Source organism: Saltatorellus ferox, assembly GCA_007751475.1.
Classification (GTDB): Bacteria; Planctomycetota; UBA1135; order UBA1135.
In genome coordinates, this window is record CP036434.1 from 3,792,154 (window position 1) to 3,817,525 (window position 25,372).

The window sequence follows — 25,372 nt, forward strand, 5'->3', positions numbered from 1 at the left end:
AACTCCAAGAGGACAGCATGAATCCAAGTACACACCCGCCCATCAAGGACGTCCTGCACGAGCTGCAGGGCGCCTCGGTGCCGCAACTCGTCGCCCGCTATCACGGCCTCTTCGGCAAGCCCCCGCGCTCGAAGCACAGGCAGTGGCTCTTCTACCGCTGCGCGTGGCAGGAGCAAGCCATCCGCTTCGGTGGCCTCAGCGGCGCCGCGAAGAAGCGCATCGCGGAGATCCAGGCGGAGCTGCAGCTTCCAGGGCTTTCGCCGAAACCGAGGTCACCGCGGAAGTCGACATCGGGCGAGCCCCCGGTCGGGACGAGGCTCGAGCGTGAATGGCGCGGGACCCTGGTCGTCGCCGTCAGAACCACCAACGGCTGGGAGGTCAACGGGATGCCCTACAGGAGCCTCTCTGCCGGCGCCAAGGCCGTCTCTGGCTCCCACGTCTCGGGGCCGGCCTTCTTCGGCCTGACTGGGCGAGGGCGAGGCTGATGGCACCGAGTATCAAGGCCAAGCAGGTCCGCGTCGCCATCTACACGCGCAAGTCCGTGAACGAGGGGCTCGACCAGCAGTTCAACTCGCTCGACGCCCAGCGGGAGTTCGTGGAAGCGTACGTCAAGAGCCATGCTGGCGATGGGTGGGTCGCGTTGGATGCGAGGTACGACGACGGCGGGTTCAGCGGGGCGACCACCGACCGGCCGGCGTTCCAGCGATTGATTCAGGACATCAAGGATGGGCAGCTCGATGTTTTGGCGGTGTACCGTCTCGATCGCCTCTCCAGGAGCATTGACGACTTCGCCCAGCTGATGCGGCTGCTCGAGAAGCGCAACGTGGCCTTCGTGAGTGTCACGGAGCGGTTCGATACCACCAGCCCGATGGGGCGGATGGTGCTCAACCTGCTGGCGTCGTTCGCCCAGTTCGAGCGCGAGACGATCGCTCAGCGAACCCGGGACAAGATGAGCGCCTCGCGCCGGCGCGGCATGTGGACCGGCGGCCGACCAGTCCTCGGGTACGACGTCTTTGAGAAGGCGCTCGTCGTGAACGAGGCGGAGGCAGTAACCGTCAGGCGGATCTTCCAGACGTACCTGGACCTGGGTGGCTGCGTCGCCGTCGCAGAGGAGCTGGGCGTTCTCGGGATTCGCAACAAGGCGTGGGTCAACCAGGCCGGCGAACAAACAGGCGGTGCGCCGTTCAACAGCTCGACGATCCACTGGCTCCTCACGAACTCGCTCTATCGCGGTCTCGTCCGAGCGCAGGACGACCTGGTGGAGGGCCAGCACGACGCCATCGTCGACGAGGAACTCTGGGACCGCGTGCAGCGGAAGCTGAAGGCTCAAGCCCCGGGAGGAAAGTCGCGCCCCAAGCGCAAGACGAGCGCCATGCTGTCCGGAATCGCGAGGTGCCGGTGCGGGGCGGCCCTGACGCCGACGAACTCCAAGCGCAAGGCCAAGGTCTACAGGTACTACATCTGCAGCCGCGCGCAGAAGCAGGGCAAAGGCGCCTGCCCTGGAACTCGCATCGGGGCGGGCAAGCTCGAGGAGCACGTGGTGGAGCAGATCCGACGGCTGGGCAAGGACCCGCGGATCGTGGAGGCCGCCCTTCTCCAGGGAGGCCAACAGCGGGCCGAGGAACGGACGAGGCTTCAGGCTGGCCTCAAGGATCTCAATCGGTCCCACGGCGAACTCCTCCGGAAGCAGAACAAGCTCGTCGCCGCGATGGGCGACCAGGGGACCTCAGCTGCTCTCTCGAAAGGGCTCAAAGAAGTCGAAGAGGCCATGGCCGATATCAATGAGCGAATTGAAGCGGCACGGCGAGACCTCCAGGCGCTCGACAAAGCAGGCACATCCGCAGACGGCCTCATTCAGGCGCTCGCCGAATTCACCGCGGTCTGGGACACCCTCACGCTTGACGAGCAAGCACGGCTCTTGGACCTCATTCTCGACGCGGTTGTCTACGACGGCCCGAGCGGGGCGATCGAGATCAGGCTTCGAGATATGGAGCCCATCGGGGCGGAGGCCGCCGCGTGACCGGGCTCTCGTTCACGTCGCGCATCGGAGGCTCCAAGGCCGACCTGCGACCGGAACGCCCGGCACGCCCTGTCACGTCGCCAGCGGCACGCTCCCTTGCCCTCGCGCACTACATCGAGGACGCTGTCGAGAAGGGCATCTATAGTTCGGCGGCGGAGGTCGCGGCGGCACTGGGCGTCACACGAGCTAGAGTCAGCCAGATCGGGATGCTCCTCCGGCTTGATCCGTCGACGCAGGAGCGGATTCTCTGCGGCGATGACACCCGCTCGGCTCGGGCGCTGCGGCCCGTCAGCGCGGAGCACTCCTGGCTGGAGCAACAAGGAGGGTCCGTCTGCCGCGCCATCGGTTCGTGTGACGATTGCCGGGCCGAGGCGCCGCCCTCTGGCCGAGCCCGTCGCCCGAGCATCGGCAAGTAGTACCATCAGCCCGAGCGGGAACCTCGGCCCCGCACTCGATCCATTCAGCTCTACCTACGTTTGCCCATGACTCTCGACGGCCTACTCCAGATGTTCTGCGACGCCTACTGGCCCTCCGGCATCCAACGCCCAACCTGGTCCGAACGTTTCGATCTCCGCTGCGAGGAAGCTGCGAAGACGACCTGGCCGAACGCTGACAGCGCCGGCGTTTACGCGCTGCTGGATGAGTCGGGTGCGGTCCTCTACATCGGCAAGGCTTCGATGGGAGCGTCGGTCGGCGGCCGAGTGTTCTGCCATGTTGCGGGTGGCGGCGCCAAGTTCGTGGCGCGGGAGGGTTTCGGCGACGTCCGGTGGCTGAGAACCGTCGGGGTTGAGGAGAGCCGGCGCTTCATCGCGCCCGCGATCGAGGAGTTCCTGATCGACCTACTGCAGCCGCCGCTGAACAGGGCTGGTCGGAACTTGCAGTAGCGCAGGATTGGGGCGAGCAGAGAGTCTTCGGGATTCTCCCTGGGACTAACCGTGCGCGCCCGCCAGCCGCTCCACGTTTCCGATTCGTGGGACGGTGCATCAACGACGGGGAGCGCCGCCTCGGTCCTGGACAGGATTCGCTCGAGTGCGATCGAGTCCAAGGTGGTACGCTTCCCCGATGGAGAGCCAGCACCTGGGACCGAAACGCAAGGGCGACATCGCAGAGCTGCATGTCGCATCCCTTCTGCTCTCCGACCCAGCGCTTGAGGTCTTCACTGCGGCTTGCGACGACGGCCATGGATCGGATATCGCCGTGCGCTCGACCCGGACCAACCGCTGGTACTCGGTTCAGGTGAAAGCGGCCGGTTCGACGGTGAACCCATGGGTGAAGGCCAACCGGTTCCGTGCCACGGCGGACTTCCTCGTCGCGGCAGTGATGCTCGATGAGCGTGGCCTCCCCGGCCAGACCTTCCTGATCCCCGGTGCGGCGTGGCTGGAGGACACCTCCCGCTGCCTCGGCAAGAACGACGACGGCGGCGCCAACGGGCCGTACGTGGAGGTTCGGACCATGGCAGCGATGCACGCGCCAGCGTTGCAGGCGTACGACGCATTGGCCATGCTCTCGAAGCTCTGATCGTCGCCTCCCACCATGCTCTACGAATTGAACGATGTCATCCATCAAGCCGGTCTTGACCTCAACGGAGTCCGGCTCGCGCGTCACAGCCGCGACGGCCTGGCCCAGCGGCGGCGGCACGTGAGGTACTTCGACGACTATGTCAGCATCCAGCCGCAAGGGAACCTATCCCGCTACAACGGCGCGTCCATCGCGTTCCAGTTCATTCCGGGACCGACTCTGGCCGACTGGGAGCCAAGCGTAATGTTCGCGCGAGCTCATCGCGTTAGCGAGTCCTGGGAGCGCAGAGACGGAGATCTAGACCACTGTCCATCCCTCCCAGATCCGAGACACCGACCCAGCGCAGGACTACTAGCCTATGACTGGGAGATTCTTCCAGACGTAGGCGAATACTCGTCTGGGGCGGGTGGCAATCTCCTATCCATGCCCCCCAAAGTGTCCAGCAGCTTGGAGGCGCTTTGGGGTAGGAAGAGATCTGCTACGGCTCGGCACCAACGCATTCGAGTTCCCCGTCAGCGACTGCTCGGCCAGGGCAGCGTTCGCAGGCTTCAAGGCTGCCCCATATGTCACGGCCGTTGTCGCCTGTACCTGCGGCTGTGGAGTGAGTCTGAGGTATTTCACTCGGCGGCATAGCTCCACCGCCCGCCCTCTTCTCCTAGATGAGAAGTAGTTGGAGTGGCGCGACTGCAGCCGAATCACAGACAACCAAGTCGTTCTTAAAGGTGTACGAGAGCAGATGTCTGCCTCGCCGCCCGACAGCTAAAAACAAGTTACGCCATGCCAAACTTCTTTGAAGTTACCCCTGAAGACATTGGATCTTTAGATGACGCCGTTCTTCGCGAGCTCATCTGCATTCTCGCTAGAGCTGAGCTAGGGCGTGACGGCCGTCCAATTGCTGGTGTTAACTGTGGTGGGGACCAGCGCGCAGCTGACGGTGGTATTGACGTCATGGTGCGTGAAGGCGGCGGGCCATCGTCCGGCGGTTTCATTCCCAGTTCGACGACCGGGATCCAGGTCAAGGCCGAGAAGATGTCAGCAGCAAAGGTGCGAAGTGAGATGCATTCCGGCGATTCCCTTCGACCGGCAATCGCTGAGATTGCAGCCAATGGAGGGGCATATATTATTGCTAGCTCAAGAGACAATGTCTCGGAGTCGATGCTCCAATCCAGGTTGGATGCGATGAAGGATGTCGTCTTAGGTGAAGTAGGCGATTCGGGTATCTCGTTATTCTTCTACGACAGCAAGAAGCTCGCACAGTGGACCAATAGCCATCCTTCGATGGTTGCGTGGGTGCAGAGCAGGACGCTTGGGCTTGCTGTTAGCGGGTGGCGACCGTTTGGGGATTGGTCAAGTTCGCCAGGTGAGTTGGACGAAGAGTTCCTCGGAGATAAGTCTGAGCGACTCGAGTTTCAGAGCAAAGTTATGGCAATGGCCGTTGGGCTAAAAGCTCTGAGGCACGAGCTTAGGCCGGGAGGTATTGCGCGGCTAGTCGGACTCTCTGGTGTGGGAAAGACGCGACTCGCCCAGGCACTTTTTGATGAGCGGATTGGAGAAGGATCACTCGATCCCAGCCTCGCTGTCTATGCTGACCTGGGTGCCGAGCCGCGCCCTGGCGCTCGCGAGTTGGTTGAACATCTGTCAAAGACTAGGCAGCGTGTAGTGCTCATCGCTGACAACTGTACTCGCGAAGAACATCGGCGGTTGGCCATCGCGTTGGGCAGCGGTAGCTCCGTGTCACTTCTTACAATCGAGCACGACGTCCGGGACGACCAGCCGGAAAGAACTGCCGTCTTCTCACTGTACCCGGACACTGCAGAGCAGCTCAACGCTGTTCTACAGAGACGCTTTCCAGACCTTTCGCCAGGTGACCGCAGCGCCATCGCGGACTTCTCAGGAGGTAACTACCGCATCGGACTGGCTCTCGCCCACGCAAGACGTGCCGGGGCGGACCTTGCGGGTGTCAGCGACGCAGAGCTCCTCGAGCGCCTGCTGTCTCAGGGTGGGGAGATCAGTGAAGAGCTCCGAAGGACCGCCGAGACTATAGCGCTAGTCGCCTCGTTTGACACCGAGCGAGAAGAGAATGGAGAGCTAGAGACATTGGCGAGTCTCGCTGAGTTGAGCAGTGCACAATTCTTCAGGAACGTGGAGCTACTCCGAGACAGACAGCTTGTCCAGAAGCGCGGCTCAGCGCGTGCATTGCTTCCGCAGGGAATTGCTCACCGTTGGGCTGCAGATGCTTTTCGGCACTTCCATCCCGACACTCTGCTTAGGGCGTTCGATGCAAAATCGCCAAGCCGGCTCGTGCGGTCATTTGCGTATCGCCTAGGTCATCTCCATACATGCGATGAGGCGAAGCGGATCGCATCAGACTGGATGTGTGCAGGAGGCCCGCTTGACTCAGCGATGAGCCTTAGTAACGAGGGTCTTGACCTCTTACTTCTCGCTGCACCTGCTGACTCAGCGGCTGCCCTTGAATTGCTCGTCCGCACAGTGCGAGAGTTGAAAGAGGGCCCAGTGGAGGAGGGGCGAGTTCACCGTATATGCACTCTCATTCGGCATTTGGCTTACCCGGCGGATTCGTTCGAGCGGTGCGCCGAACTACTCATCCAACTAGATGCGCAAGTTGGGAGCAACACTCCCGCCGAGGCCCTTGAGTCAATGTTCACCATCTCCTTGTCGGGTACGCTTGCAGACCCCACGCAGCGCACGGGTGTACTCAAGGGTTTGGCTGAGAATGGAGCTACTCAAGCTGAGAATCTGTTCTTCGGCTGTCTCTCGAAGATGCTGCTCACCGGTGGATTCAGCTCAGCCTTCCAGCCACAATTTGGTTCGCACGCGCGCACTTGGGGGTACCGCCCGGCAACGACAGAAGAGCAGGCCGACTGGTTCCGAGAGGTAGCGGCTCTATGTCTGTGGCTGGTTGAGGAGGAGCACTCTTGGACAGCGAGTGCCAAGGAACTCTTGGCAAGCGTGTTCTCCGACATCATGCCAAGAACCGGCGCTCATAAGGAGCTTCTTGAGTTGGCAAGAGCCTTTGCACAAGATGGTGGTTGGCCTGAAGGTTGGGTGGGTGCCAGTCACGCACAGAGGGAGGCTCTTGAGGAAGGGACCGCCGAGGCCCTGGCAGTTGCGCAAGCCTTAGAGGAACTTGTGAAAGCGCTTGCGCCGTCCACGGTACTGGAGCGTGTCCGTGTCTATGCATTACCAGAACAAACATCTTCGCGTGACTATGCTGCTCTAAGAGAAGCATATGGCACCGACTACCTAGATGCGGATAGAGAGGTCGCGGAGCTGTGCAATACTATCGGTCAGGAGCTTGCCGGGGACTCCGAGTCACTGATAGCCGTGCTGTCCGAAATGCTCCGATCACGGAGCACGAGACTGTACGACGTTGGATCCGGACTTGCCCAGCAGTGTGAAGAGATCCAGCCGGTGTGGCGGATTCTCGCCGACGGCTACCGAGAGCTCGTTGAAAGCGAGGGGCAGGCTACAGGACAGTTGCTTCATGGCTTCATGAAGGCGCTTGGTGAACGTGATAGTGCGACTGCTGGCAACCTTCTTGATGAGGCAATTGACGACGAAATTCTCAGCAGCATCGCACTCTCGCTTTGCTCTGTTGTCAAGTGTGACGAGGCGGGTATCCAGCGTCTAAGAGCCGCTATTCGCCTCAGGCGTCAGCCGACAAGATGCATGGTTGGCGGTCCGGCGCTAAGGTCCATGGACGCGACGGGGCTAACGGGGCTGATTGAAGAGATTCTTGCACTTGAGAATCGCGGACACGAGTCAGCGATCGAGATATGCTTCGCCGTGCTTAACCGCCTCGAAAGCGACGAAATAGAAGAGGGGGATTGGAGCGCCTTCGTTGGGGTTGGAAGGGAAATGCTCTCCCGAATTGATTTTGATGGGCTCTCATCTGACATCGATTGGAGGTTAGCCTCGCTTGCTAACTGGTGTTTCGGCGAGGAGGACGCCGCTTTTATAGACTTTATCACCCAATTTGCAGCAGCGGTTCGTGAAGGCGGACACTTGGAGGGGAAATTCTCGAGACTGGTGAGGTATTTTACGGATAAGTTTCCTTATGCTGCGCTCGACGCTCTGTGCGTGGGCAGGTCAGATTCTCACTCTCTCTGGCTGCGCGAATTCGACTCCGGACGACAAGACGGCTATCCTTTGGATGAAATGGGGGTTGAAGTCGTTCTTGGTTGGGCGGGCGCCGGTCCAGGGAGCCGGTACCTTGACCTGCTCTGCTGCGGGTCTCTGTGGTCTGAACTTGCCGGGAGTGAAGGTCCGGAATGGTTCCCGGTTGGACGGTTGCTTCTTCGCTGCTGCCCCGACAAGGATGCAGCTCTAAAGGTCGTGGTTGATCGTCTACGGGCGGTACGCTGGAGTGGGAGTCAGACTGATTCGCTGCGAAGCCATCGCTGTCTCCTTGAGGTTCTACTTGGCGAGGATCACGCCCTTTCTAGAGCAGCAAGCGATGCCCTTGGCCTTTTAGATGAGCTGGTGAGATATGCACAGCAGGCCGATGATGCAAGTAACCTTAGACGTCAAGATGCGCGCTTTTACTACTAGCATAATTTTGCAAGTCACCGTGGGGGCATCATTGCGCGGCGCTGATGCGAGAAGCCGGGATCTGGGTGTTACGTCGCGTACGGATTGCGCCGGAATTAGACCGTTACCTACGTTCTGAGCCTGCTGAAGACGGTCGAGGCGGCAGGCTCGAGTGGTTGATTGGGGCGGCGCGGACATCCTGCGCTTCAACAATATTGTTTCTGTTCCACGACACGTCTTGGCGCTGACCAAGGAGCGCGGCAATCCGCCACTCGATATCATGGAGCGCGACGGCCCCAAGTGCGCTTCTCCACCGATGAGCAGCGCGGCCAAGGTCGCCCTGGTCGCGCTCGCTCCTCTGTCATTCGTGACCGTTCACCCGGGTCGAAGTCCACTCCGACGACGAGAGAGGGGCGGACGCACGGGCCCTCGACACCCAGCCTTGACAGGATCAGGACCTGCGGATCGCATGGCGGTAGACATCAGACTTTCCGGAACGCCCCCTGTCAGACTTTACGGAACCCACACCCTAGCGCCTGAAGATGCTCGCCAGTGACAATGCCCTCTGCAACCATCCGCTCGGCCTCGCTCCAGCGTTTCTTGGCCAAAGCAACGAGAAGCTCCCGAATGGGAGAGGCGTCGGCGTCCAGCATCGCATCGCCCTCCTCAAGCGCAGCTGAAGCCACCTCCGAGAGCAGTGAAAAACGATGCGCCACCTTGTCGAGTTGTTGCTCTCTGTGCAGTAAGTTAAAGTGATCGTCATCACCGCTGAGCCTGCTTTCGACTTCTCCACGAAGGTCGTGGATGCACTGAACCTCTAGCACGAGCCCCGCGACAGTTGCCTGCACTTGCAACTGATGCAAAGGAACTAGCTGCGAGGACCACAACTGCCCCAACACTGCCGCCGGTATTTCCATGGGAACGAGGTCTTCCCACTGCTCGGCAGCTCCGTCCGCGAAGTCCGAGAGCTTGCGGGAGGGAAGGAGGTGCGCACGGTCAGAGAACCTATTACCTCGGTACAGGGGAACAAGGCAGAAGTAGTCGCCCAGGTCGTGGACGTCCTGTAAAGCCGCGGCAAGTGCTTGGACTTGAGCTCCAGAGTCACCTGGATCGACGGCTTCGAATCCAATGGGCACGTAGCGAAGGTTCCCTAGCGTGGCGACCCCCAGGGGGAGAGAGAGCACTAGACCGCGATTCTCAACTTCTTGAGTTGCGGAGCGAATGCGCGCCATGGCAGCCTCGTTCTCCTTCCTCGTGCGAGCTTGGATCCACTGTCGTATGTTCGAGGGTTTAGTCGCGGGCGGATTCACCAGCCACGGATCCACAAGTTCTCCAAGGGAGGCATAAGACTCCAACTCTCGGCTGTTCAGCGAGCGTGCGTCGAAATAGTCGAGTGCGACTCCGAACAGCGCGTCGAAGGCTCCGTGGAGGGCGGGCAGCGCAACCGCAGCGCTGTAGAAGTTCACTGAAGCGAGACGAGCAAGATCCTTCTTTGAATTATCCTCGCTGTACCCAGCGAACTGGCTCAAGAAATTCTGAAGGCTGGCGACCCATTGAGACGGGTTCTCCCTTGAGGAATGTGCAGGCGCCGCGAATTCTCTCGAGATCTTAGCCGGGGTCTGAGGAGGGAGCTTGGGCAGTTCCTGCAAGCAATTGTGAAGGCTCGCAAGCTGCCGGGAGACCTGAGACGGCGCGCTGGAGGGGACCTTCTTCCCGGACAGGGACCGCTCAAGGACGCGAGATAGGATCTCCACGAACTGCACCGCCGCCTTCCTAGCTTCAAACCAGGCCTCCTCAAACACGAAGTAGCTATCTGGCAAGTAGGCTTGCTCCACAACCGCGCGCCACAGAGCGTTCTTGTCCACATCGCTAGAAGATGGGTTGTTCTCCGCCAGCAAGTTTTTTGTCCCGTCGTCTGCGCTTGGTGTCAGCCCTTCTGGAAGCGCCCAAATTGGTCGAGATCGATACTCCTCACAAAACGGTACCGCAGAGCGAAGGCTCGCAAGACGTGAGACTGCTTGGCTGTTCACATCGCCCCCCTCCGAATCGATGACAAATTCGACCGTGAGAGTCTGCTCGACGATGTCAAGAGTCAGGCAATCGCAACTGTACTTCAGGTAACTCAGGATACGAGAGCGATTGTGCCTGAACCACTGGAGGAAGTAAGATTCATCGTAGCGATAGGCACCCTGCGATAATGCACAGTAGTCGTTCAGAGCGAGCCGGAACGGTTGGTCAGCGTCAAGCATCTCGGCTTGGGTATTGCTCCAAGATGTCAGCCGCACCCCACACAGCGTGAACCAATCTAGGACGTGGCCGACGTCTCGAAGCGATTCTGCCAGCCGCGATGATGTAATAGCTGGTTCTGCGAGCAATAGGAATTCAGTCACTCTGTCCCTTCCCCGGGGAATGTCCATAAACTGCGAGGCAAGCTCCCGAAGGCGCAACACTCTGGGGGAGCGCCCTCCACACAGTTGACTCAACTGATCAAGTATGTTGACCTGTATTACTGGCGCGGATGTCGTACAGAGCATTGTAGGACCGCTCGTCCCCGCGGCGCGTTGCGCTTCGTCGAAGAGATGGCGGTGCGTGGCAAAAAAAAGCCACTCTCCACCTTCATAAACTCCCTCGATCACGGCACGCATCTCGTCAAGTGGCCTATCCAGAGAGCTGTCGGCTAGGGCCTGAATGAACTGGCTGGTGTTTACGCTGCCTCTTGACATAACGCTGGCAATGAAGGTGCTCGCTGTCTCTCGCGGAATAGCCGGGAGGACTGCAATTGCCGTTCGCTCGACCGAGGCGTGAGTTCCATGTAGAAGCTCAACCAAGTGGCTCGAACGCACCCTGTGAAGGCCCCGAAGTGTCTCACCCTCAGCAACGAGGTACTCGCCCTCGAGTGAATCCAGGATGTGTTGCACGTCGTCTTTAGTCTCAATCGCGTCGAGAAGCTTCGCAGCCACGACTGGGCAATCTGCCGTTGCGGCAAGCGCGACGCGCCTAAGTACCTCGAGTTTGACGGGATCTTCGCCCAACTCGTAGAACTGCTGTAACTGCTCTCGAAGCCGCTCCTCCAGCATGCGGCCGTGCGTAAGAAGATAGACGTACTCCATTAGGAGGTGCGGTGTACCGATTTGCTCGTACGCCCACTCGGCTGAGAGAACCGTCTTGTGCACTCTCCTAGCCTGCCGCAGCGATCGGAAGACAGCTTTTGCCTCCTGAACGTCGAGTGTCGGCTCAACAACCTCGTAGGAGGTTCCGCTCTGCTTGGAGAATCGATACCAGTCCTCGATCCGAACGGACAGAAGCACCGGGATGCCGACTGCGACGCATTGTTCGACGACTCTGGGCCATTCGCTAGTGACCCAGCCAGCGTTGTCAATCAGGAGGAACGTTGGAAGAGTCACGCCAGCTCTGTGCTGTAGGTAACTAATGACCGCGTGAGCATCCTCCGGTGTGCGAGCGGCTTGCAGCACGAACGTGTTCTCCTTTGGCCAATGATCGTGGGCAAAGCGATAAAGTAATGTCGATTTTCCTTGACCGCTTGACGACTTCAACACACAGACACCTCCTGCAGCAAACGCTTGCTCTATTCGTTTGATCCAGCGCGGTCGGTCTATGTCGGCGCTCGCAACGATGTGTCCAGGCCTTGTTTGCTTGCCTTCGTAGAAGTCTTCAGTTTGCGCGTCCTCCTTCCAGGCAAGCCTCGTAACGAGCCCGCGCCCATAGGCCTGAAAGTGTTGTTCTCTTGAGAGTGCCTCACCGACAGATGACCGAACTTGCACAAGGTCACAAAGGGTAACCGTGGACCTCTCCTGCGCCCAGCCCAAGAACCTCGCCACCAGCACAAGTAGGTAAGTCTCCGCGGCTTCGCTACCAAGTTCGAACCTGTCCGTTATAGCGGCGAGTAGCTCGCATCGAATTTGAGCCTCGGGTGTTGAAACAATCGAGAGACCATCCAGGAGGGCCTGCGTTTCCTGAGGTGTAGCACCAAAATTTGAGGTGAGTTCACGAAACTTAGCTCTTATTCGCTTGCCCTCGGTCGCTGATAGGCTTTCATGGCAAGCGAGCTTCTCAATGTCCTTCTCTAGTCGGAAGCTCACGGCGAGTTGGAATCGGGTGCTCTCGTCAGCGCGGTGTGCTTCTAGGAAGTGCTCTACAGGGTCGCCCAGCTGGGACCACTTCCACGGCTTACCCGCGGTCTTGACCTGGATAAACTCGTTTTGAAGGCAGAAGCCGAGCAAGTCGACGTCTTCGATGCCCTCTAGGCGAACAGACGCCGAGGTGGGCAGCCCGTATAGCTCCAGGGCTCGGAGGATGGAGTACAGGACCTGGTAGCGAATCCCCCGGATATTGACTGCACCGTGATACCTGCGAGCAAGAATCGCATCCAAGGTGTCTGGAGTCTTGTCCATTGACTGCGCGGTATTCTTTCGGCCCATTTGCTTGGTATGCACTCTTGGGGCGGAGAGAGCAAGACTTGAATCGATGGGTTGAGACCACTTGCTCAAGAACTCACCCTTCATCCTTTTTCAAGTTGCGCCCACAGGGCGCGCGGAGAGAGACATGATCAAGAGCTTTGGCTCTGATCACCGCAGGCCTTCTTCCTGGACGGAACTTGCGCCGGTACGATCGGGCGAGTCTTCTTGGCACGAGGAGGCGGGCCGAGGGGTTTCCTCCGATCGCTCTTCAAGCTGATAGGGAGGGGGAGAGCGACGGCACTGACCAGAGGATCCTAGTACGTCGTAGCGCAGCGCTCGATGTGGCCCTAGCCGGCACCGTCAGGAAAAGCCCGAGCGTCCTGTTCATCCGCGGCTGCTCCGCGGCTGCTCCGCGAGCTGGTTGCGAACTCCGTGCGCCGCGGAATGACCGTTTGGCAGCGTCAACCGGCTCGTGCAAGGCAGTCGAGAGATCAGAGACCTAGGAGCAATATGGAACGCCACCCAGCCGACCCTCCTGACACGCCAAGCCGGAGAATCGAGGCTCGCGGCGGCCATGTGCGGCCTCCGGGGAGCAGCTTTGCTCAACCCAGGAGGGGAGTGGCTCCCCGAGCAGGATTCGAACCTGCGACACAGCGGTTAACAGCCGCTTGCTCTACCAACTGAGCTATCGGGGAACGCGAGGGCGAGAGGATACGCAGCGCGGGCGCTGTGTCAAGAGGGTCTCCGGGGAGACCTTCGGAAATCTTCTCTGGAGGAGGGGATCGGCTGGTGGGGGGCTAGTACTTGAGGCCCAGCTTCTTCAGCTTCGGGGCGATCACCATCCGGCAGTAGCCCTGGGAGGGGTTGTCGAAGTAGTAGCCCTGGTGCTCGTCCTTCGCCTTGTAGAAGGTCGACGCGTCCGTGATCTCCGTCACGATCGGGTCGGTGAAGGTGGGCTGCACGTCCTTCTTCGACGTTTCTGCGATCTGGCGCTGGGTCGGGCTGTGCACGAAGATCGCCGAGCGGTACTGGGTGCCCCGGTCCGCGCCCTGACGGTTCAGGGTGGTGGGGTCGTGGGACTTCCAGAACCAGTCCAGGAGGTCCTTGTAGGGCAAGATTTTGGGGTCGAAGGTCACCTGGACCACCTCCGCATGGCCCGTCGTTCCTGAGCAGACCTGGGCGTAGGTGGGGTTGTCGATCTCGCCCCCCATGAAGCCCGAGACCACCGACTCGACTCCATCGAGTTGCTCGAGGACCGCCTCGATGCACCAGTAGCAGCCGGCACCCAGGGTGGCGACCTCGAGCTGGGGGGCGGCGTCGGCAGGGGCTGGATCCGGGGCGGTGGCGTCTTCTGGGGTCATTTCAGTGCTGGCGGGGAGGGAGGTCTCGGCGGGGACCTCGGAATAGGGAGGGAGGGAAGTGGCATCGTCCATCGGGCTCGAAACGCTCTCCACTGACGCCTGGTCCGACACCTCGGACGGGCTCTCAAGGGGCTCCATCGAGCAGGACGCCAGGGACAGAGACGTGATCAGCGACGCGGCCAGCGACAGGAGGGCGTGGGGCAGGAGAGGGCTCTTCTGGGTTCTTTGCTTCATGTTCGTTTCTCGTGGGGGAGACTCTCCGGCGTACGGACCGGCTCGGCGATAGGGACCGCCTTGAGTTCGAATGCGGCCAGCCACTCGGATGCAGGGGATGGGGTAGGGGCCTCCTGGGCACCCTGGACGCCCGCCGAGGCCGCGGCCCAGGTCGCCAGTGACTCCGAGCGCACACCCGCCTCACGGAGCTCCTGGAGGGACAGGGAGCCGGCTCTCTTCGCCAATCGTAGGCCATCCGGGCCCTGGACCAAAGGCACGTGGATCTGGGTGGGGAAAGGGCGGCCCAGAGCGCTGAGGACCAGCTTCTGGCGCGCCGCACTCGGGAGGAGATCCTCACCCCGCAGGACCTCGGTGACGGACTGGAAGTCGTCGTCGAGGGGCGTCGCTAGCTGGTAGGCCGCAAGTCCATCCTTCCGGCCGATCACGAAATCGCCCGACGTGGCCGCGACGTCGATGGACTGGGCGCCGTGGAGGACGTCCTCGAAGCGCACGGGTCCGGGCTGGACGAGGAGGCGGATGGCAGGCTCCCGACCGGTGGCCGAGCGCGCCTCCTCGAGGCTCGCGAAACGGCCGCGGCACGTGCCCGGGTACCGGGTCTCCTCGTCCCCCGCATGGGGCGCGCTTGCCGCCTCCTCGATCTCCCGGCGCGTACAGACGCAGGGATAGGCGAGGCCTCGCTGGAGCAGGTGGTCGAGGGCCTCGCGATGGGCTTGGGTCCGGGCCGTCTGGAAGAGCGGCTCCCCGTCCCAATCCAGCCCGAGCCACGCGAGGTCCTCGAGGACCAGCTCCGTCGCGCCCGGTTTGACCCGCTCGCCATCCAGGTCCTCGATCCGGAGGACGACTCGTCCACCCCGCGATCGCGCCGACCACCACGCGATCAGGAACGACCGCGCATGGCCCAGGTGGAGGCGGCCCGTCGGGGACGGCGCGAGGCGTCCCACGATGTCGGACGCCGCGGAGCGGGGCGACGGCTCAGGCATCGCTCCGCACAGGAACGCGGCGCCCTTCACGGGCCGACTCCCGCGCCGCGTCCAGGACGTCCATCACATGGACGGCGTCGTCGAAGTCAGCGGCGCCCGGCAGCTCCGTCCGCCCCTCCGCCACCGCCTGGAGCACATCCCGGAAGTACGACGGCAGCACCCTCGGGAAGAAGCCCGTGCCCGGCGGCATCCCCAGCTCCCCATGGCCGGGGAGGGGATCCCGCGCCAGCACCTCCGGCGGCCCGCCGTGGGGGAGCCAGAGAAGCTTCGTCTCGCCCTCCAGGCGGAACGTGCCCCTGGAACCGCTGTACTCGACCAGCACGCCCTCACCCGCATCGCGCTTCGCCCCGAAGGCCATCAGGCTCGACTCGACCTGGCACACGAGACCGTCGTGCATCCGGCACGACATCCAGAACGCCTCGTCCGCCGTCACCTCGACGGTCGGACCATCGGGGCGCTGGCGCTCCTTCACGAAGGTGCTGAGCTCCGCGATCACCGACTCGACCCGCGTGCCGAACTGATCCATCACGCCGTCGAGCATGTGGCTGCCGATCGCCCCGAGGGTTCCGCCGCCCCGCGCCTCGTCGTACCACCACGAATAGGGCGACTGGAGGCGCTTCTCCGACGCGAAATTCATCAGCACCCGCGCGCTCCACGGGGCTCCGGCCTCTCCCGCCGCGATCCTCCGCGCCAGCTCGCGACGCAAGGGACTCCACCGCGTCTGATGGTCGATCAGCGCCAGCCGCCCGCGCGCCGCATCCCGCAGCTCCCGCGCCTCCGCTCCGTCGAGCGCAAAGGGCTTCTCGCAGAGGATCGCCACGTCCGCGTCGATCGCCGCCCGCACCATCGGCGCGTGCAGATGCACCGGCGTCGAGACGATCACGAGGTCCACCGCCCCGCCCGGCAGGGGGCTATCGAAGATGTCCTCCCAGCGATCGGTGGCCACCGGAATGCCCCAGCTCTTCGCCGTCGTCTGGGCCTTCTCCAGCCCGTGCCCCGCGATCGCGACGACCTCGTTCGGCGCTCCGTTCGCCGCCGCCCAGCGCAGCGCCGGCAGCTGAATCATGTTGGCAAACGAGTTGCCGAGCACCGCGACGCGCACAGCGCTCATCGGAGCAGCCCCCGCGGCCCGCGACCGCGCTTGTCCTCGGGGAGCGCCCGCGGCGGCTCGTCGCCAAAGGTCGTATAGCAAGCGCGCGCCGCCGCCACGAGCGGGTCGTCGGCCGGGATCGTCCGCTGGCCATGGGCCGGGTCCGCGATGTCCACGTGGGTCACGCGGCCCTCCACCCAGGCGACCATCCGGTTCGTGTGCCCATCCAGCAGCAGCTGCGTCGCCGCCGCCCCGAACTGCGTCCCGAGCACCCGGTCGTTGGCCACCGGCGACCCGCCGCGCTGCACGTGCCCGAGCGTCACGGCCCGCGACTCCACGGGCGACCGCTCGTCGATCAGGTTCGCCACGATCTCGCCGATCCCGCCCAGCTTGATGGGGTCCGGCGACGTCGGGTCGATCGCGTGGACGACCTGGTGCCCGCCGATCATCGTCGCGCCCTCGGCGATGCAGATGATCGTTGCGCGCCGCCCGAGCTTGCGCCGCCACTCGATCTGCTCGATCACGTGATCGATCGAGAAGGGGATCTCCGGCACGAGAATGCAGTCCGCGCCGCCCGCCACCCCGGCGCGCAGCGCGATCCAGCCCGCGTTCCGGCCCATCACCTCGACGACCAGCGCTCGCCCGTGGCTCTCCGCCGTCGTATGCACGCGGTCCAGCGCCTCGGTCGCGATCTCCACAGCCGACTGGAAGCCGAACGTCAGCTCGGTCCCGATCACGTCGTTGTCGATCGTCTTCGGCACGCCGATCACCGGGATCCCGGCCTTCGCGAACGGCTGCGCACAGATCATCGTCCCGTCGCCGCCGAGGACCACGAGCGCCTCGAGACCGTGCTCCTCGATCGACTGGAAGCACCGATCGGTGACGTCCTTCCAGATCACGTTCCCGTCCGCGTCCGTGCCCTCCGCGAACTTCTCGGGGTTGGCCTTGTTCGACGTCCCGAGGATCGTCCCGCCCAGCTTGAGGATGCCGGAGACGTCGTCGTAGCGCAGCTCGCGCACGCGGTTCTCGATCAGCCCGAGGAAGCCGTCCTCGATGCCGCGGACGTCGAGCCCGGCCTGGAGCGCGTGCTTGGTGACCGAGCGGAGGACCGCGTTCAGACCCGGACAGTCGCCGCCGCCCGTGAGGACGCCGATGCGTTTCGGTGTGCGTTTTGCCATAGGCCCGGCATCGTACTGGATCGGAGCGGGCGCTTCTCAGGAGCAACTAGATCGAGTAGAGGATCTGAAGCAGCGCCTTGTGGGCCTCGTCGGCCTCCCCCGACAGCGGAAGCTTGTCCAGCAGATTCACCTTCTCCTCGGGGTCCTCCTCGAGGTCGACCAGCGTGAAGAACCCCGCGCCCCGGTTCTGGAAGAGCTTGTAGCGCCGCCCCCGCACCGCGCGCTGCCACTGGATGCTGATCCGCTTGCGTGGGTCCTCTCCGAGCACGTCGAACGTCTCCGAGTACGCCCAGTACCGCGGCCCGATCATCTCGCCGCCAAAAGTCCTCGCGAACGAGAACGAGTCCGGCCCCTGGGTCTTCGGATCGCGCTCCAGCCCGAACAGCTCGGCGATCGTCGCGTAGAAGTCGACCATCGAAAGGAGCGAGCGATCGACGCCCGGCTCGATCCCGGGACCGACGGCCCACATCGGCACGACGATCCCGCTCTCCAGGAACGTCCCCTTGCCGCCCTCTTCCTCCCGCGAGTTCTGCCCGCCGTTGTCGCCGAACACGAACACGGTGTAGCCGCGCGCCTCGGCGGCCTCCAGCAAGCGGCCGAGTTCGTGGTCGCACGCCTCCAGCATCAAGAGCGTCATCTCCTCGTTCGAAAGACCCTCGGCCGAGATCTCCAGGGGCTTGCCCTCGCCGTCGAAGCGCGGCGCGAGGAGCTCGGCCGGCGGCACGTGCCAGGGCTTGTGCGGCGCGTGGTAGCTCACCGACACGAGGTCCACGCCCTGCTCGACGGCGGCGATGGCATCGTCGGTCTCGTCGGACGTGATGTAGCGCCCTTCCAGCCGCTGCTCCTTGCCATCCACGACCTTCGGGTAGGACTCGTAGGTGTCGCTGGCCACGATCAGGTTCGAGATCACGCCGCGGTAGCTCTGCCAGCCGCACTCGTTCGGATGAGCGGTCGCGCTCGCCTGGGACAGGTGCCACTTCCCGACCTTCGCCGTGCTGCGGCCGGAGGCAGCCACGAACGACGCGAGGGTCTGGAGCGGCTTCGTCGGAAGCTCGTACGCCTGGCTCCCCTTGTACTTGTTCCGCAGCACGCGCCCGAGCAGCACGTTCGGGTCCGAGCACCACGCGCCGGTCTGGAGCATCGCCCTCGAAGGCGAGCACGTCGGCGCCGTGACCAGCGTCGTGTAGAAGCGCCCGCGCGCCGCCAGCCCATCGAGGGTGGGGGTCCTGGCTTCGGCGATCATTCCGTGCCCGACGTCGTCGAGGTCGATGAGGAGCACCTTGGTCGGCCGATCGTCACCCGCCTCGGCGGGGGCGTCCTCGGAAGCCTCTGCCCGCTGGCCGCTCACGACCTCGCGCCCGCTCCCCGCGACCTCGGCCTCCATGACGGCGCGCATCTCGTCGTACGCCAGCTGCGCCTCGTCCCCGAGCTCGCCCTCGGCGATCAGGTCGTGGTCCTCGTCGGGATCGGCCACGAGATCGAACAGCGACCAGTCCTCGCCGTCCTTCCGGTTCCACACCAGCTTGAAGCGTTCCCCACGCAGCATCCGCGTCCAGCGCATGCGCTTGCGCTCCCGCGGGCTGTCGCCGATGCGCCCGAAGATCTCGGCGACCGCGAACCTCCGCGTGTGAGGCTCACCGCGCAGCGCCGGAACGAAGGACAGCGACTGCGGCCCCTGCGTCTCGGGCTGACGCTCGATCCCCATCAGCTCCGCCACCGTCGCATACACATCACAGATGGACACGAGCGCCGGATCCGTCCCCGGCTCCACGCCAGGCCCGAAGACCCAGAGCGGCGCCACGACCCCGGAGTCCGCAAATGACTTCTTCCCGCCGCCCACGAAGCCTGACGATCCGTTGTCCCCGAACACGAAGACGGTGTAGCCCTTGCCGCGCGCCTGCGCGAAGAGCCGCCCGAGCTCGCGGTCCAGCGCCTCCAGCATCAGCGGCGCGAGCGCAGCGGGCTCCAGCTTCAGCCATTCGTCCGGGCCCCCGAGCGCCACGAGTTCTGCCCGCGTCTCGGGCGAGAGCAGCTCCAGCGGCGGCACCGCCCACGGCCCGTGGCACGCGTGGTAGCTGAGGGAGACGAGATCGGTCCCGCGCTCCAGCGCCGCGATCCCGTCGTCCGTCTCGTCGGTGGTGAGGTAGCGCCCCTCGACCAGCTCCATCGCGCCCTCGATGATCTTCGGGAACCGGTGGTAGCTCACCCCGTCCTCGTTCAGGTTCCCCATGACCCCGGCGTAGGTCTCAAAGCCGAGCCGAATCGGATGCTCTGGCTCCTCGGGCATCCCGAGGTGCCACTTCCCGATCTTGGCGGTCGAGCCTCCCGCGCCCAGGACCAGGCTGCTGAGCGAGGTCAAGGTCGGCGGCTCGAGCTGGTACGCCGTGCGCTCCTTCGACTCCTCCAGGAGCACCCGCCCGAGCAGGATGTCCGGGTGCGAGGTCTGGGCGCCCATCAGAAGCATCGCCCGCGACGGAGAGCACGACGGCGACGCCACGAAGGTGGGAAAGTACCGGCCCGTCTCGGCCAGCGCATCGAGGTTCGGCGTCCGCGCCGCGTCCATGAGCAGGTGCCCGACGTCGTCGAGGTCGACGAGCAGGACCCTGGTGGGGGACTCCTCTCCGGCCTGCGCGCCCGCCGGGGTTCCGAGGAGCGCGCAGACGGCTCCGACGAGGATCGTGAGCAGCGAACGAAGCGAATGGTGGCCCATGGGGCCCAAGGCTAGCAGGAACCCGCCCACCAGGTGAAGAGGCATCGAAAGGGCGCGCGCGCCGCTCATTGCATCGTCACAGGCTTGGTGCCGCGGCGCCCTTGGGGCGGTGCGCCCTCAGCCGTCATCGTGCTCGTCTGCATCGAGAAGCACGGAGGCCTTTCCACCAGCGGGCACATGGACTCGGCGGCTTTCCCGCGGATCTCCTGCGAACGTGATCGACACCTGTCCCGTCGGCACCGGCACCGTGAGCGAATCGTTGGCCGGAACCGAGCACCGGGCGAACACCAGGCCGCCGCGACGAAGTTCGATATCGACGGATCGGGCATTCGGGGCTCGCTGAATGACGAGATCACCCGCGGGAGCCAGGGCCATTTCGATGGGTTCGCTTGCGAGCCCCGCTTCGATGGTGATGCCGCCGACGAATGCCATCAGATCATTCGGTCCCAAGGCGAGCACGCTCCAGGTCCCAGCGCTCAGGTCGTGATCGTCCACCGTTCCCCGGACGGTGATGAATACGCTTTTCTCGAGGACCTCGCCGTTCGGGCCGTGCTTTCGGAATTCGAAGCGGCACGCTACCTCCTCGGACGTGGACGCTTCGACCGTTCGCAGTGACAGCGTCCCACCGAGCGCCAGTCGCAGCTCGATCGGGTCGCTCCCGGGAAGAACGTGAACAAGCGGGCAGGTTCCCTGCTCATAGCCGTCGACCGTGATCTCCACCTCGGAAGAGGGCAAGGGGCCGAGCCGGAAGCGGCCACTCGGGCCCGTCTGGCCCCAGAAGGCGTCCGACTCACCGAAGCGGCCGCGAACGAAGGCACTCTCAACCGGCTCGCCCGCCTCATCGAGCACGACGCCCCGGATCCAGTCGCCGGGATCCAGCTCCATTCGAAGCCTCGACGTCGACAGCTCTCCGCCCAGTGAGATTTTCGTGAACGTGGGCGCATGGCGGTCCAGCGGCAGCGCATCGTCCTCTGATTCAACGGCCTCGACCTGAATTCCAGGGGGGCCGAGCAGCCAGTCTCCGGCGGGAACCAGCGTCAGCTCGAAGGATCCGTCGTGCCCCGTGGTGATCCGTCGGTCGTTCGGGGCCTCGAACGGTCCCATGAGCAGGCCCTCGTCGCCTCGATCCCGGCGTAGGACCAGCTGCGCGCCTGCGGCGGGCTCACCGTTCGGGAGGAAGGCCGTTCCCACGATGCTCCCGAGCGGCTGGACGACGACGTCGAGTTCAACGGTCTGCCCGGGCTCGAGGTCCTCATGCGCGAAGGGAACGGGAACATCCCGGCCTCCGGTGATGGTGGAGGCAACATGGAGCTCGTAGGCGCCGGCTGCGGGCAACCCGCGAAAGCTGGCCTTCCCCGAAGAATCGGTCGTGGTGCTCACCGCGTGTGTACCGAGACCGGCGGGCATCTGCGGCGTGGAGCCCGGTGCCTGGAGCTCGGGGAACTCTGTCTCGAAGCGCACCGTTGCCGCGCTCACCGGATAACCCGAGCCGTCGGAGACGGAGACCTCGAGGGAAGCGCCGCGCAGCAGCCCGACCCGCTGGGCGTACTCTCGTTTCTTCGCGGCGCGCGACTGCTCGAAAACGCCGGGCGAGTAGCCATCCATGAGAGCGGCGTATCGCTTCTGGACAAATCGGCTCCTCGGCAGTTCCGCGATCCCGTCACCTCCGACGATCGCCAGGCTCGGCCTTTCACGCCACGTTTCGAAATCCAGCGGGCCTTCCATGTGGAGCCCCTGCCCAAAGCGGTCCACCTCCACGATCCGGGCTCCGAGCAAGACCTCGTCGGTGGCGTGATCCACGATGCGGACGTAGAAGCGAGGGACACGAGATGAGTCAACGCGGAGCTCCACGTCCCGCTCTTCGCCAGGATCGAAGGGCTCCAGGAAGCCCTCGAAGAGCCTCGGGTCGGAGCCCGCGAACAAGACCCGGTACTCGAAGGCAAGGCGAGGCTGAATCTGCACCGTGAGCCTCCCGTCCCTATCCGTTTCGATGGCAGCCTGGCTGATCGGTGGGGTTTCTGGTTTCTCTGCGCCGGGTGACATGACCGGCTCGAAGTCTGCGAATACTCCGACCACGGGGGCCCCGGTCACCCGGTCGAGCACGGTCAGTTCGAGCTGAGCCCAAGGTGTCGTGTCTGCCTCCGTCGTCTGGACCGGAGCCTGCTCGACAGGCTGCGATGGTGGCGCGAGCGCGGTGCGACCAAGGTCGTCCGCCGCGGCTTGGTCCCCACCAGCAAGATGGACCCGCTCGGGGGTCGCGCGAGAATCATCGGACGCGCGCACGGCAACGGGGACGATCCCGCCCGGCCCTTCCTCGACGGAGTCGTGCCATAGCCAGCCACCCACCAGCACGGCCAGGACGAAGAGCACGGGGAGAGTCAGCTTCATCACGACGTGCGCGCCGGGAGGTGATCTCCGACAAGGATCGTGAGGATCGAACGGAGCGAATGATGGCCCATGGGTCCCAAGGCTAGCAGGAACTCGCCGGCCACGTGCACAGGCATCAAAGCAGCGCGCGCGCCGGAGCACAGGACCCGAGGGCCCAGGCTCCGGCGCGCGCGCCGTTCACGTCAGATCGTCACCGATTTAGTAGCGGTAGTGATCCGGCTTGTAGGGACCTTCGACGGGAACGCCGAGGTAGTCCGCCTGCTCCTTCGTCATCTCGGTCAGGCGCACGCCGAGCTGGTCGAGGTGCAGGCGCGCGACGCGCTCGTCGAGGTGCTTGGGAAGCGTGTACACCTTGTTCTCGTAGAGCGAGGCGTTCTGGAAGAGCTCGATCTGGGCCATCACCTGGTTGGTGAACGAGCAGCTCATCACGAAGCTCGGGTGGCCCGTGGCGCAGCCGAGGTTCAGGAGGCGGCCTTCGGCCAGCATCAGGATGCTGTGGCCGTCCGGGAACTGCCAGCGGTCGACCTGGTCCTTGATGTTCTCGCGAATCATGCCGTCCTTCGTCTCGAGTTCCGCCATCTGGATCTCGTTGTCGAAGTGGCCGATGTTGCCGACGATCGCCATGTCCTTCATCTGCTCGAGGTGCTCGAGGCGGATGATGTCCTTGTTGCCGGTCGTGGTGATGAAGAGGTCCGCCGTGGCGACCACGTCTTCGAGACGCGCGACCTGGAAGCCTTCCATCGCGGCCTGAAGCGCGCAGATCGGGTCGACCTCGGTGATGATGACGCGCGCGCCCTGGCCGCGAAGCGACTGGGCCGAGCCCTTGCCGACGTCGCCGTAGCCGCAGACGACCGCGACCTTACCGGAGAGCATCACGTCCGTGGCACGCATGATGCCGTCGGTGAGGCTGTGGCGGCAGCCGTACAGGTTGTCGAACTTCGACTTGGTGACCGAGTCGTTGACGTTCATCGCCGGGAACGGAAGCTCGCCGCGCTCGACCATCTGGTAGAGACGGTGCACGCCCGTGGTCGTCTCCTCGGAAACGCCTTTGATCTCCTTGGCGACCTTCGTCCACTTGTCCTTGTGGTTCTCGAGGCTCTTCGTGAGCGACTTGAGCACGACCTTCCACTCGCCGCTGGCGTTCGCCTCGGGCGCGGGGACCTTGCCGTCCTGCTCGTACTTGGCGCCGTTCAGGACGTACATCGTGGCGTCGCCACCGTCGTCCAGGATCATGTTCGGCATCTCGCCGTTCGACCAGGTGAGCATCTGCTCGGTGCACCACCAGTACTCCTCGAGGGTCTCGCCCTTCCAGGCGAAGACCGGGACGCCCGTGGGCTTGTCCACGGTGCCGTGGGGGCCGACGACGACGGCGGCCGCCGCGTGGTCCTGGGTCGAGAAGATGTTGCAGGAGCACCAGCGCACGTCGGCGCCAAGCTCGACGAGCGTCTCGATGAGCACGCCGGTCTGGATCGTCATGTGGAGCGACCCGGCGACCCGAGCGCCCTTGAGCGGGAACTTGCCCTTGTACTCCTCGCGGAGGGCCATGAGGCCGGGCATTTCCTTCTCGGCGATCTTGAGTTCCTTGCGCCCGTAGGCGGCAAGGTTCATGTCCTTGACCTTGAATTCGGTCACCACAGGACGCTGCGTGCTGGTAGCGGTAGAGGGAGTCATCGTTGAAGTAGGTAGAGATGGGGACCCGCGCGGCTGCGCGGATCTTCAAAGACGCGGGTTGCGTCCACGAACGAGGTAAAGAGGCAGTGCAATCAGAGGCGGAGAGATCCCGGCGTGGCTCGCGCCTGAGGGATCCTTGGAATCGGGGGCGTCGGCCGCAGAGGGCTGCGGGCAGTAGCGATCATCGAGCGGCTCGACGCGCACGTCTTCGAAGCCAGCGCGCACGAGTTCGGACTGGACGCTCGTCGGGTCGAGTCCCAGGTGGCGATCGCCGAGCTCGGCGTGCATCCAGGCTTCGCGGTGGGGCATGAGCTCGATGATCGAGAGCGTGCCGCCGGGCTTCAGGACGCGCCGCATTTCGCGGAGCGCAGGCCCGAGTTCGGGGAGGTGGTGGAGCACCATCGCGGCGGTGGCGCCGTCGAGTTCGCCGGTCTCCAGGGGCAGCGCGTCGAGCTCTCCCTGGCGGAACTCCAGTCGCGCGGACTCAGGCGCCGTCTTGCGCAGCCGCGACTCGGCCTCCTGGAGCATGCCCTCGGAGCGGTCGATACAGATCAGCCGGTCGCAGAGGCCGACCAGGGAGCGCGCCACGTAGCCCGTTCCGCAGCCGAGGTCCGCGAGCGTCAGGCCCGCGGGCAGAAGGCTCGCGGCCGCGCGCTGCCGCGCCTCGCCCGTCCGGAAGAGAGCGCCGACCTTGTCCCAGTCGCCGGCCATCCGGTCGAAGAACGCACGATCGTCCGCGTGACGCTCGGCGAGCACCGAAGCGAGGCGCAGGCGATCCGACTCATGCTCGGGGATCGAACCCAGGTCCGGGGCCACGGCCGCCCACAGACGCGCGGCTGGCGAGGTCGCGTCCGCGGAGGCCACGGCCGAGCGCAGGAACGTGCTCGTGCCCGCGCGCCGCTCGGTCAGGAGATCGTGATCCCGGAGCACCCTGAGGTGGTTGCTGACGCGGCTCTGGGCCATGGCGAGCGCCCGGCTCAGCTCGCCCACAGACAGCTCCTCGACGCCCAGGAGGGCGAGGACCCGCAGGCGGGTCGAGTCCGCCAGCACCTTCAGAAGCGCCGGTGTGGAGCCGCCTGATGCGAGGGACGGTGAGTTCGTGGGAGCGATGGTGGACATGGCGGGGGCCCGACGGGGCCTTTCAGCACTCCATCATGACACGCTGATATTCGACATTCCAGGGCTACCGCTGAATCCTCGCCAAAAAAAACGGGACCCGCCGCGGCGAAAAGCCGCGGCGGGTCCCGTTTCGG

Annotated in this window: 15 protein-coding genes and 1 tRNA gene; 6 read left to right on the forward strand and 10 right to left on the reverse strand. The window is 64.0% G+C overall.

Features of this window, described 5'->3' with window-relative positions:
- Positions 1-17: 17 nt before the first annotated feature.
- From Poly30_RS13555 to Poly30_RS13580, 6 genes are all read left to right on the forward strand, one after another.
- Positions 18-485: a DUF2924 domain-containing protein gene (locus tag Poly30_RS13555; protein WP_145198155.1), complete on the forward strand. Its 468-nt coding sequence runs from the start codon at positions 18-20 to the stop codon at positions 483-485.
- Positions 485-2,020 (forward strand): recombinase family protein, encoded by a 1,536-nt coding sequence (locus tag Poly30_RS13560; RefSeq protein WP_145198156.1) that lies wholly within the window; start codon positions 485-487, stop codon positions 2,018-2,020. The genes Poly30_RS13555 and Poly30_RS13560 overlap by 1 nt, the downstream gene beginning before the upstream one ends.
- Positions 2,017-2,436: a hypothetical protein gene (locus Poly30_RS13565; RefSeq protein ID WP_145198158.1), complete on the forward strand. Its 420-nt coding sequence runs from the start codon at positions 2,017-2,019 to the stop codon at positions 2,434-2,436. Before Poly30_RS13560 ends, Poly30_RS13565 begins: the two co-directional genes overlap by 4 nt.
- A gap of 66 nt (positions 2,437-2,502) precedes the next feature.
- Positions 2,503-2,904, forward strand: a complete 402-nt coding sequence (locus tag Poly30_RS13570; RefSeq protein WP_145198161.1) for a GIY-YIG nuclease family protein — start codon at positions 2,503-2,505, stop codon at positions 2,902-2,904.
- Positions 2,905-3,082: 178 nt separating this feature from the next.
- A complete protein-coding gene (locus tag Poly30_RS13575) occupies positions 3,083-3,538 on the forward strand; it encodes a hypothetical protein (protein WP_145198163.1) in 456 nt (151 codons plus the stop codon).
- Between the two features lie 777 nt (positions 3,539-4,315).
- Positions 4,316-8,110 carry a hypothetical protein gene (locus Poly30_RS13580; protein ID WP_145198165.1) on the forward strand — a complete coding sequence of 1,265 codons (3,795 nt, stop codon included), beginning with the start codon at positions 4,316-4,318 and terminating at the stop codon, positions 8,108-8,110.
- Positions 8,111-8,595: 485 nt separating this feature from the next.
- On the opposite strand, the gene Poly30_RS13585 is transcribed toward Poly30_RS13580, so the two are convergent.
- From Poly30_RS13585 to Poly30_RS13630, 10 genes are all read right to left on the reverse strand, one after another.
- Positions 8,596-12,501, reverse strand: a complete 3,906-nt coding sequence (locus Poly30_RS13585) for a P-loop NTPase (protein WP_145198167.1) — start codon at positions 12,499-12,501, stop codon at positions 8,596-8,598.
- Between the two features lie 625 nt (positions 12,502-13,126).
- Positions 13,127-13,202 (reverse strand) — tRNA-Asn (locus Poly30_RS13590).
- Between the two features lie 102 nt (positions 13,203-13,304).
- Positions 13,305-14,102, reverse strand: coding sequence for a peptide-methionine (S)-S-oxide reductase MsrA (gene msrA / locus Poly30_RS13595; RefSeq protein ID WP_419191357.1), 798 nt, complete (start codon positions 14,100-14,102; stop codon positions 13,305-13,307).
- Positions 14,099-15,082: a tRNA glutamyl-Q(34) synthetase GluQRS gene (gene gluQRS, locus Poly30_RS13600; protein ID WP_145198169.1), complete on the reverse strand. Its 984-nt coding sequence runs from the start codon at positions 15,080-15,082 to the stop codon at positions 14,099-14,101. Before gluQRS ends, msrA begins: the two co-directional genes overlap by 4 nt.
- Positions 15,075-16,193 carry a Gfo/Idh/MocA family protein gene (locus Poly30_RS13605; protein WP_145198171.1) on the reverse strand — a complete coding sequence of 373 codons (1,119 nt, stop codon included), beginning with the start codon at positions 16,191-16,193 and terminating at the stop codon, positions 15,075-15,077. Before Poly30_RS13605 ends, gluQRS begins: the two co-directional genes overlap by 8 nt.
- Positions 16,190-17,350, reverse strand: coding sequence for a 6-phosphofructokinase (locus tag Poly30_RS13610; protein WP_145198173.1), 1,161 nt, complete (start codon positions 17,348-17,350; stop codon positions 16,190-16,192). The genes Poly30_RS13605 and Poly30_RS13610 overlap by 4 nt, the downstream gene beginning before the upstream one ends.
- Before the next feature lie 46 nt (positions 17,351-17,396).
- Positions 17,397-20,060 carry a sulfatase family protein gene (locus Poly30_RS13615; RefSeq protein WP_419191358.1) on the reverse strand — a complete coding sequence of 888 codons (2,664 nt, stop codon included), beginning with the start codon at positions 20,058-20,060 and terminating at the stop codon, positions 17,397-17,399.
- A gap of 117 nt (positions 20,061-20,177) precedes the next feature.
- Positions 20,178-22,448 carry a carboxypeptidase-like regulatory domain-containing protein gene (locus tag Poly30_RS13620; RefSeq protein ID WP_145198177.1) on the reverse strand — a complete coding sequence of 757 codons (2,271 nt, stop codon included), beginning with the start codon at positions 22,446-22,448 and terminating at the stop codon, positions 20,178-20,180.
- A gap of 198 nt (positions 22,449-22,646) precedes the next feature.
- Positions 22,647-24,119: an adenosylhomocysteinase gene (gene ahcY, locus Poly30_RS13625; RefSeq protein WP_419191359.1), complete on the reverse strand. Its 1,473-nt coding sequence runs from the start codon at positions 24,117-24,119 to the stop codon at positions 22,647-22,649.
- A 45-nt stretch (positions 24,120-24,164) separates the two neighbouring features.
- A complete protein-coding gene (locus Poly30_RS13630; RefSeq protein WP_145198179.1) occupies positions 24,165-25,238 on the reverse strand; it encodes an ArsR/SmtB family transcription factor in 1,074 nt (357 codons plus the stop codon).
- Positions 25,239-25,372: the final 134 nt, after the last annotated feature.

Coding starts and splice junctions, on each gene's coding strand:
- Poly30_RS13560 (WP_145198156.1), top strand. CDS start 485: ATGGCACCGAGTATCAAGGCCAAGCAGGTCCGCGTCGCCATCTACACG.
- Poly30_RS13570 (WP_145198161.1), top strand. CDS start 2,503: ATGACTCTCGACGGCCTACTCCAGATGTTCTGCGACGCCTACTGGCCC.
- Poly30_RS13615 (WP_419191358.1), bottom strand. CDS start 20,060: ATGGGCCACCATTCGCTTCGTTCGCTGCTCACGATCCTCGTCGGAGCC.
- Poly30_RS13605 (WP_145198171.1), bottom strand. CDS start 16,193: ATGAGCGCTGTGCGCGTCGCGGTGCTCGGCAACTCGTTTGCCAACATG.
- Poly30_RS13585 (WP_145198167.1), bottom strand. CDS start 12,501: ATGGACAAGACTCCAGACACCTTGGATGCGATTCTTGCTCGCAGGTAT.
- Poly30_RS13610 (WP_145198173.1), bottom strand. CDS start 17,350: ATGGCAAAACGCACACCGAAACGCATCGGCGTCCTCACGGGCGGCGGC.
- Poly30_RS13575 (WP_145198163.1), top strand. CDS start 3,083: ATGGAGAGCCAGCACCTGGGACCGAAACGCAAGGGCGACATCGCAGAG.
- gluQRS (WP_145198169.1), bottom strand. CDS start 15,082: ATGCCTGAGCCGTCGCCCCGCTCCGCGGCGTCCGACATCGTGGGACGC.
- Poly30_RS13580 (WP_145198165.1), top strand. CDS start 4,316: ATGCCAAACTTCTTTGAAGTTACCCCTGAAGACATTGGATCTTTAGAT.
- Poly30_RS13630 (WP_145198179.1), bottom strand. CDS start 25,238: ATGTCCACCATCGCTCCCACGAACTCACCGTCCCTCGCATCAGGCGGC.
- Poly30_RS13555 (WP_145198155.1), top strand. CDS start 18: ATGAATCCAAGTACACACCCGCCCATCAAGGACGTCCTGCACGAGCTG.
- Poly30_RS13620 (WP_145198177.1), bottom strand. CDS start 22,448: ATGAAGCTGACTCTCCCCGTGCTCTTCGTCCTGGCCGTGCTGGTGGGT.
- msrA (WP_419191357.1), bottom strand. CDS start 14,102: ATGAAGCAAAGAACCCAGAAGAGCCCTCTCCTGCCCCACGCCCTCCTG.
- ahcY (WP_419191359.1), bottom strand. CDS start 24,119: ATGACTCCCTCTACCGCTACCAGCACGCAGCGTCCTGTGGTGACCGAA.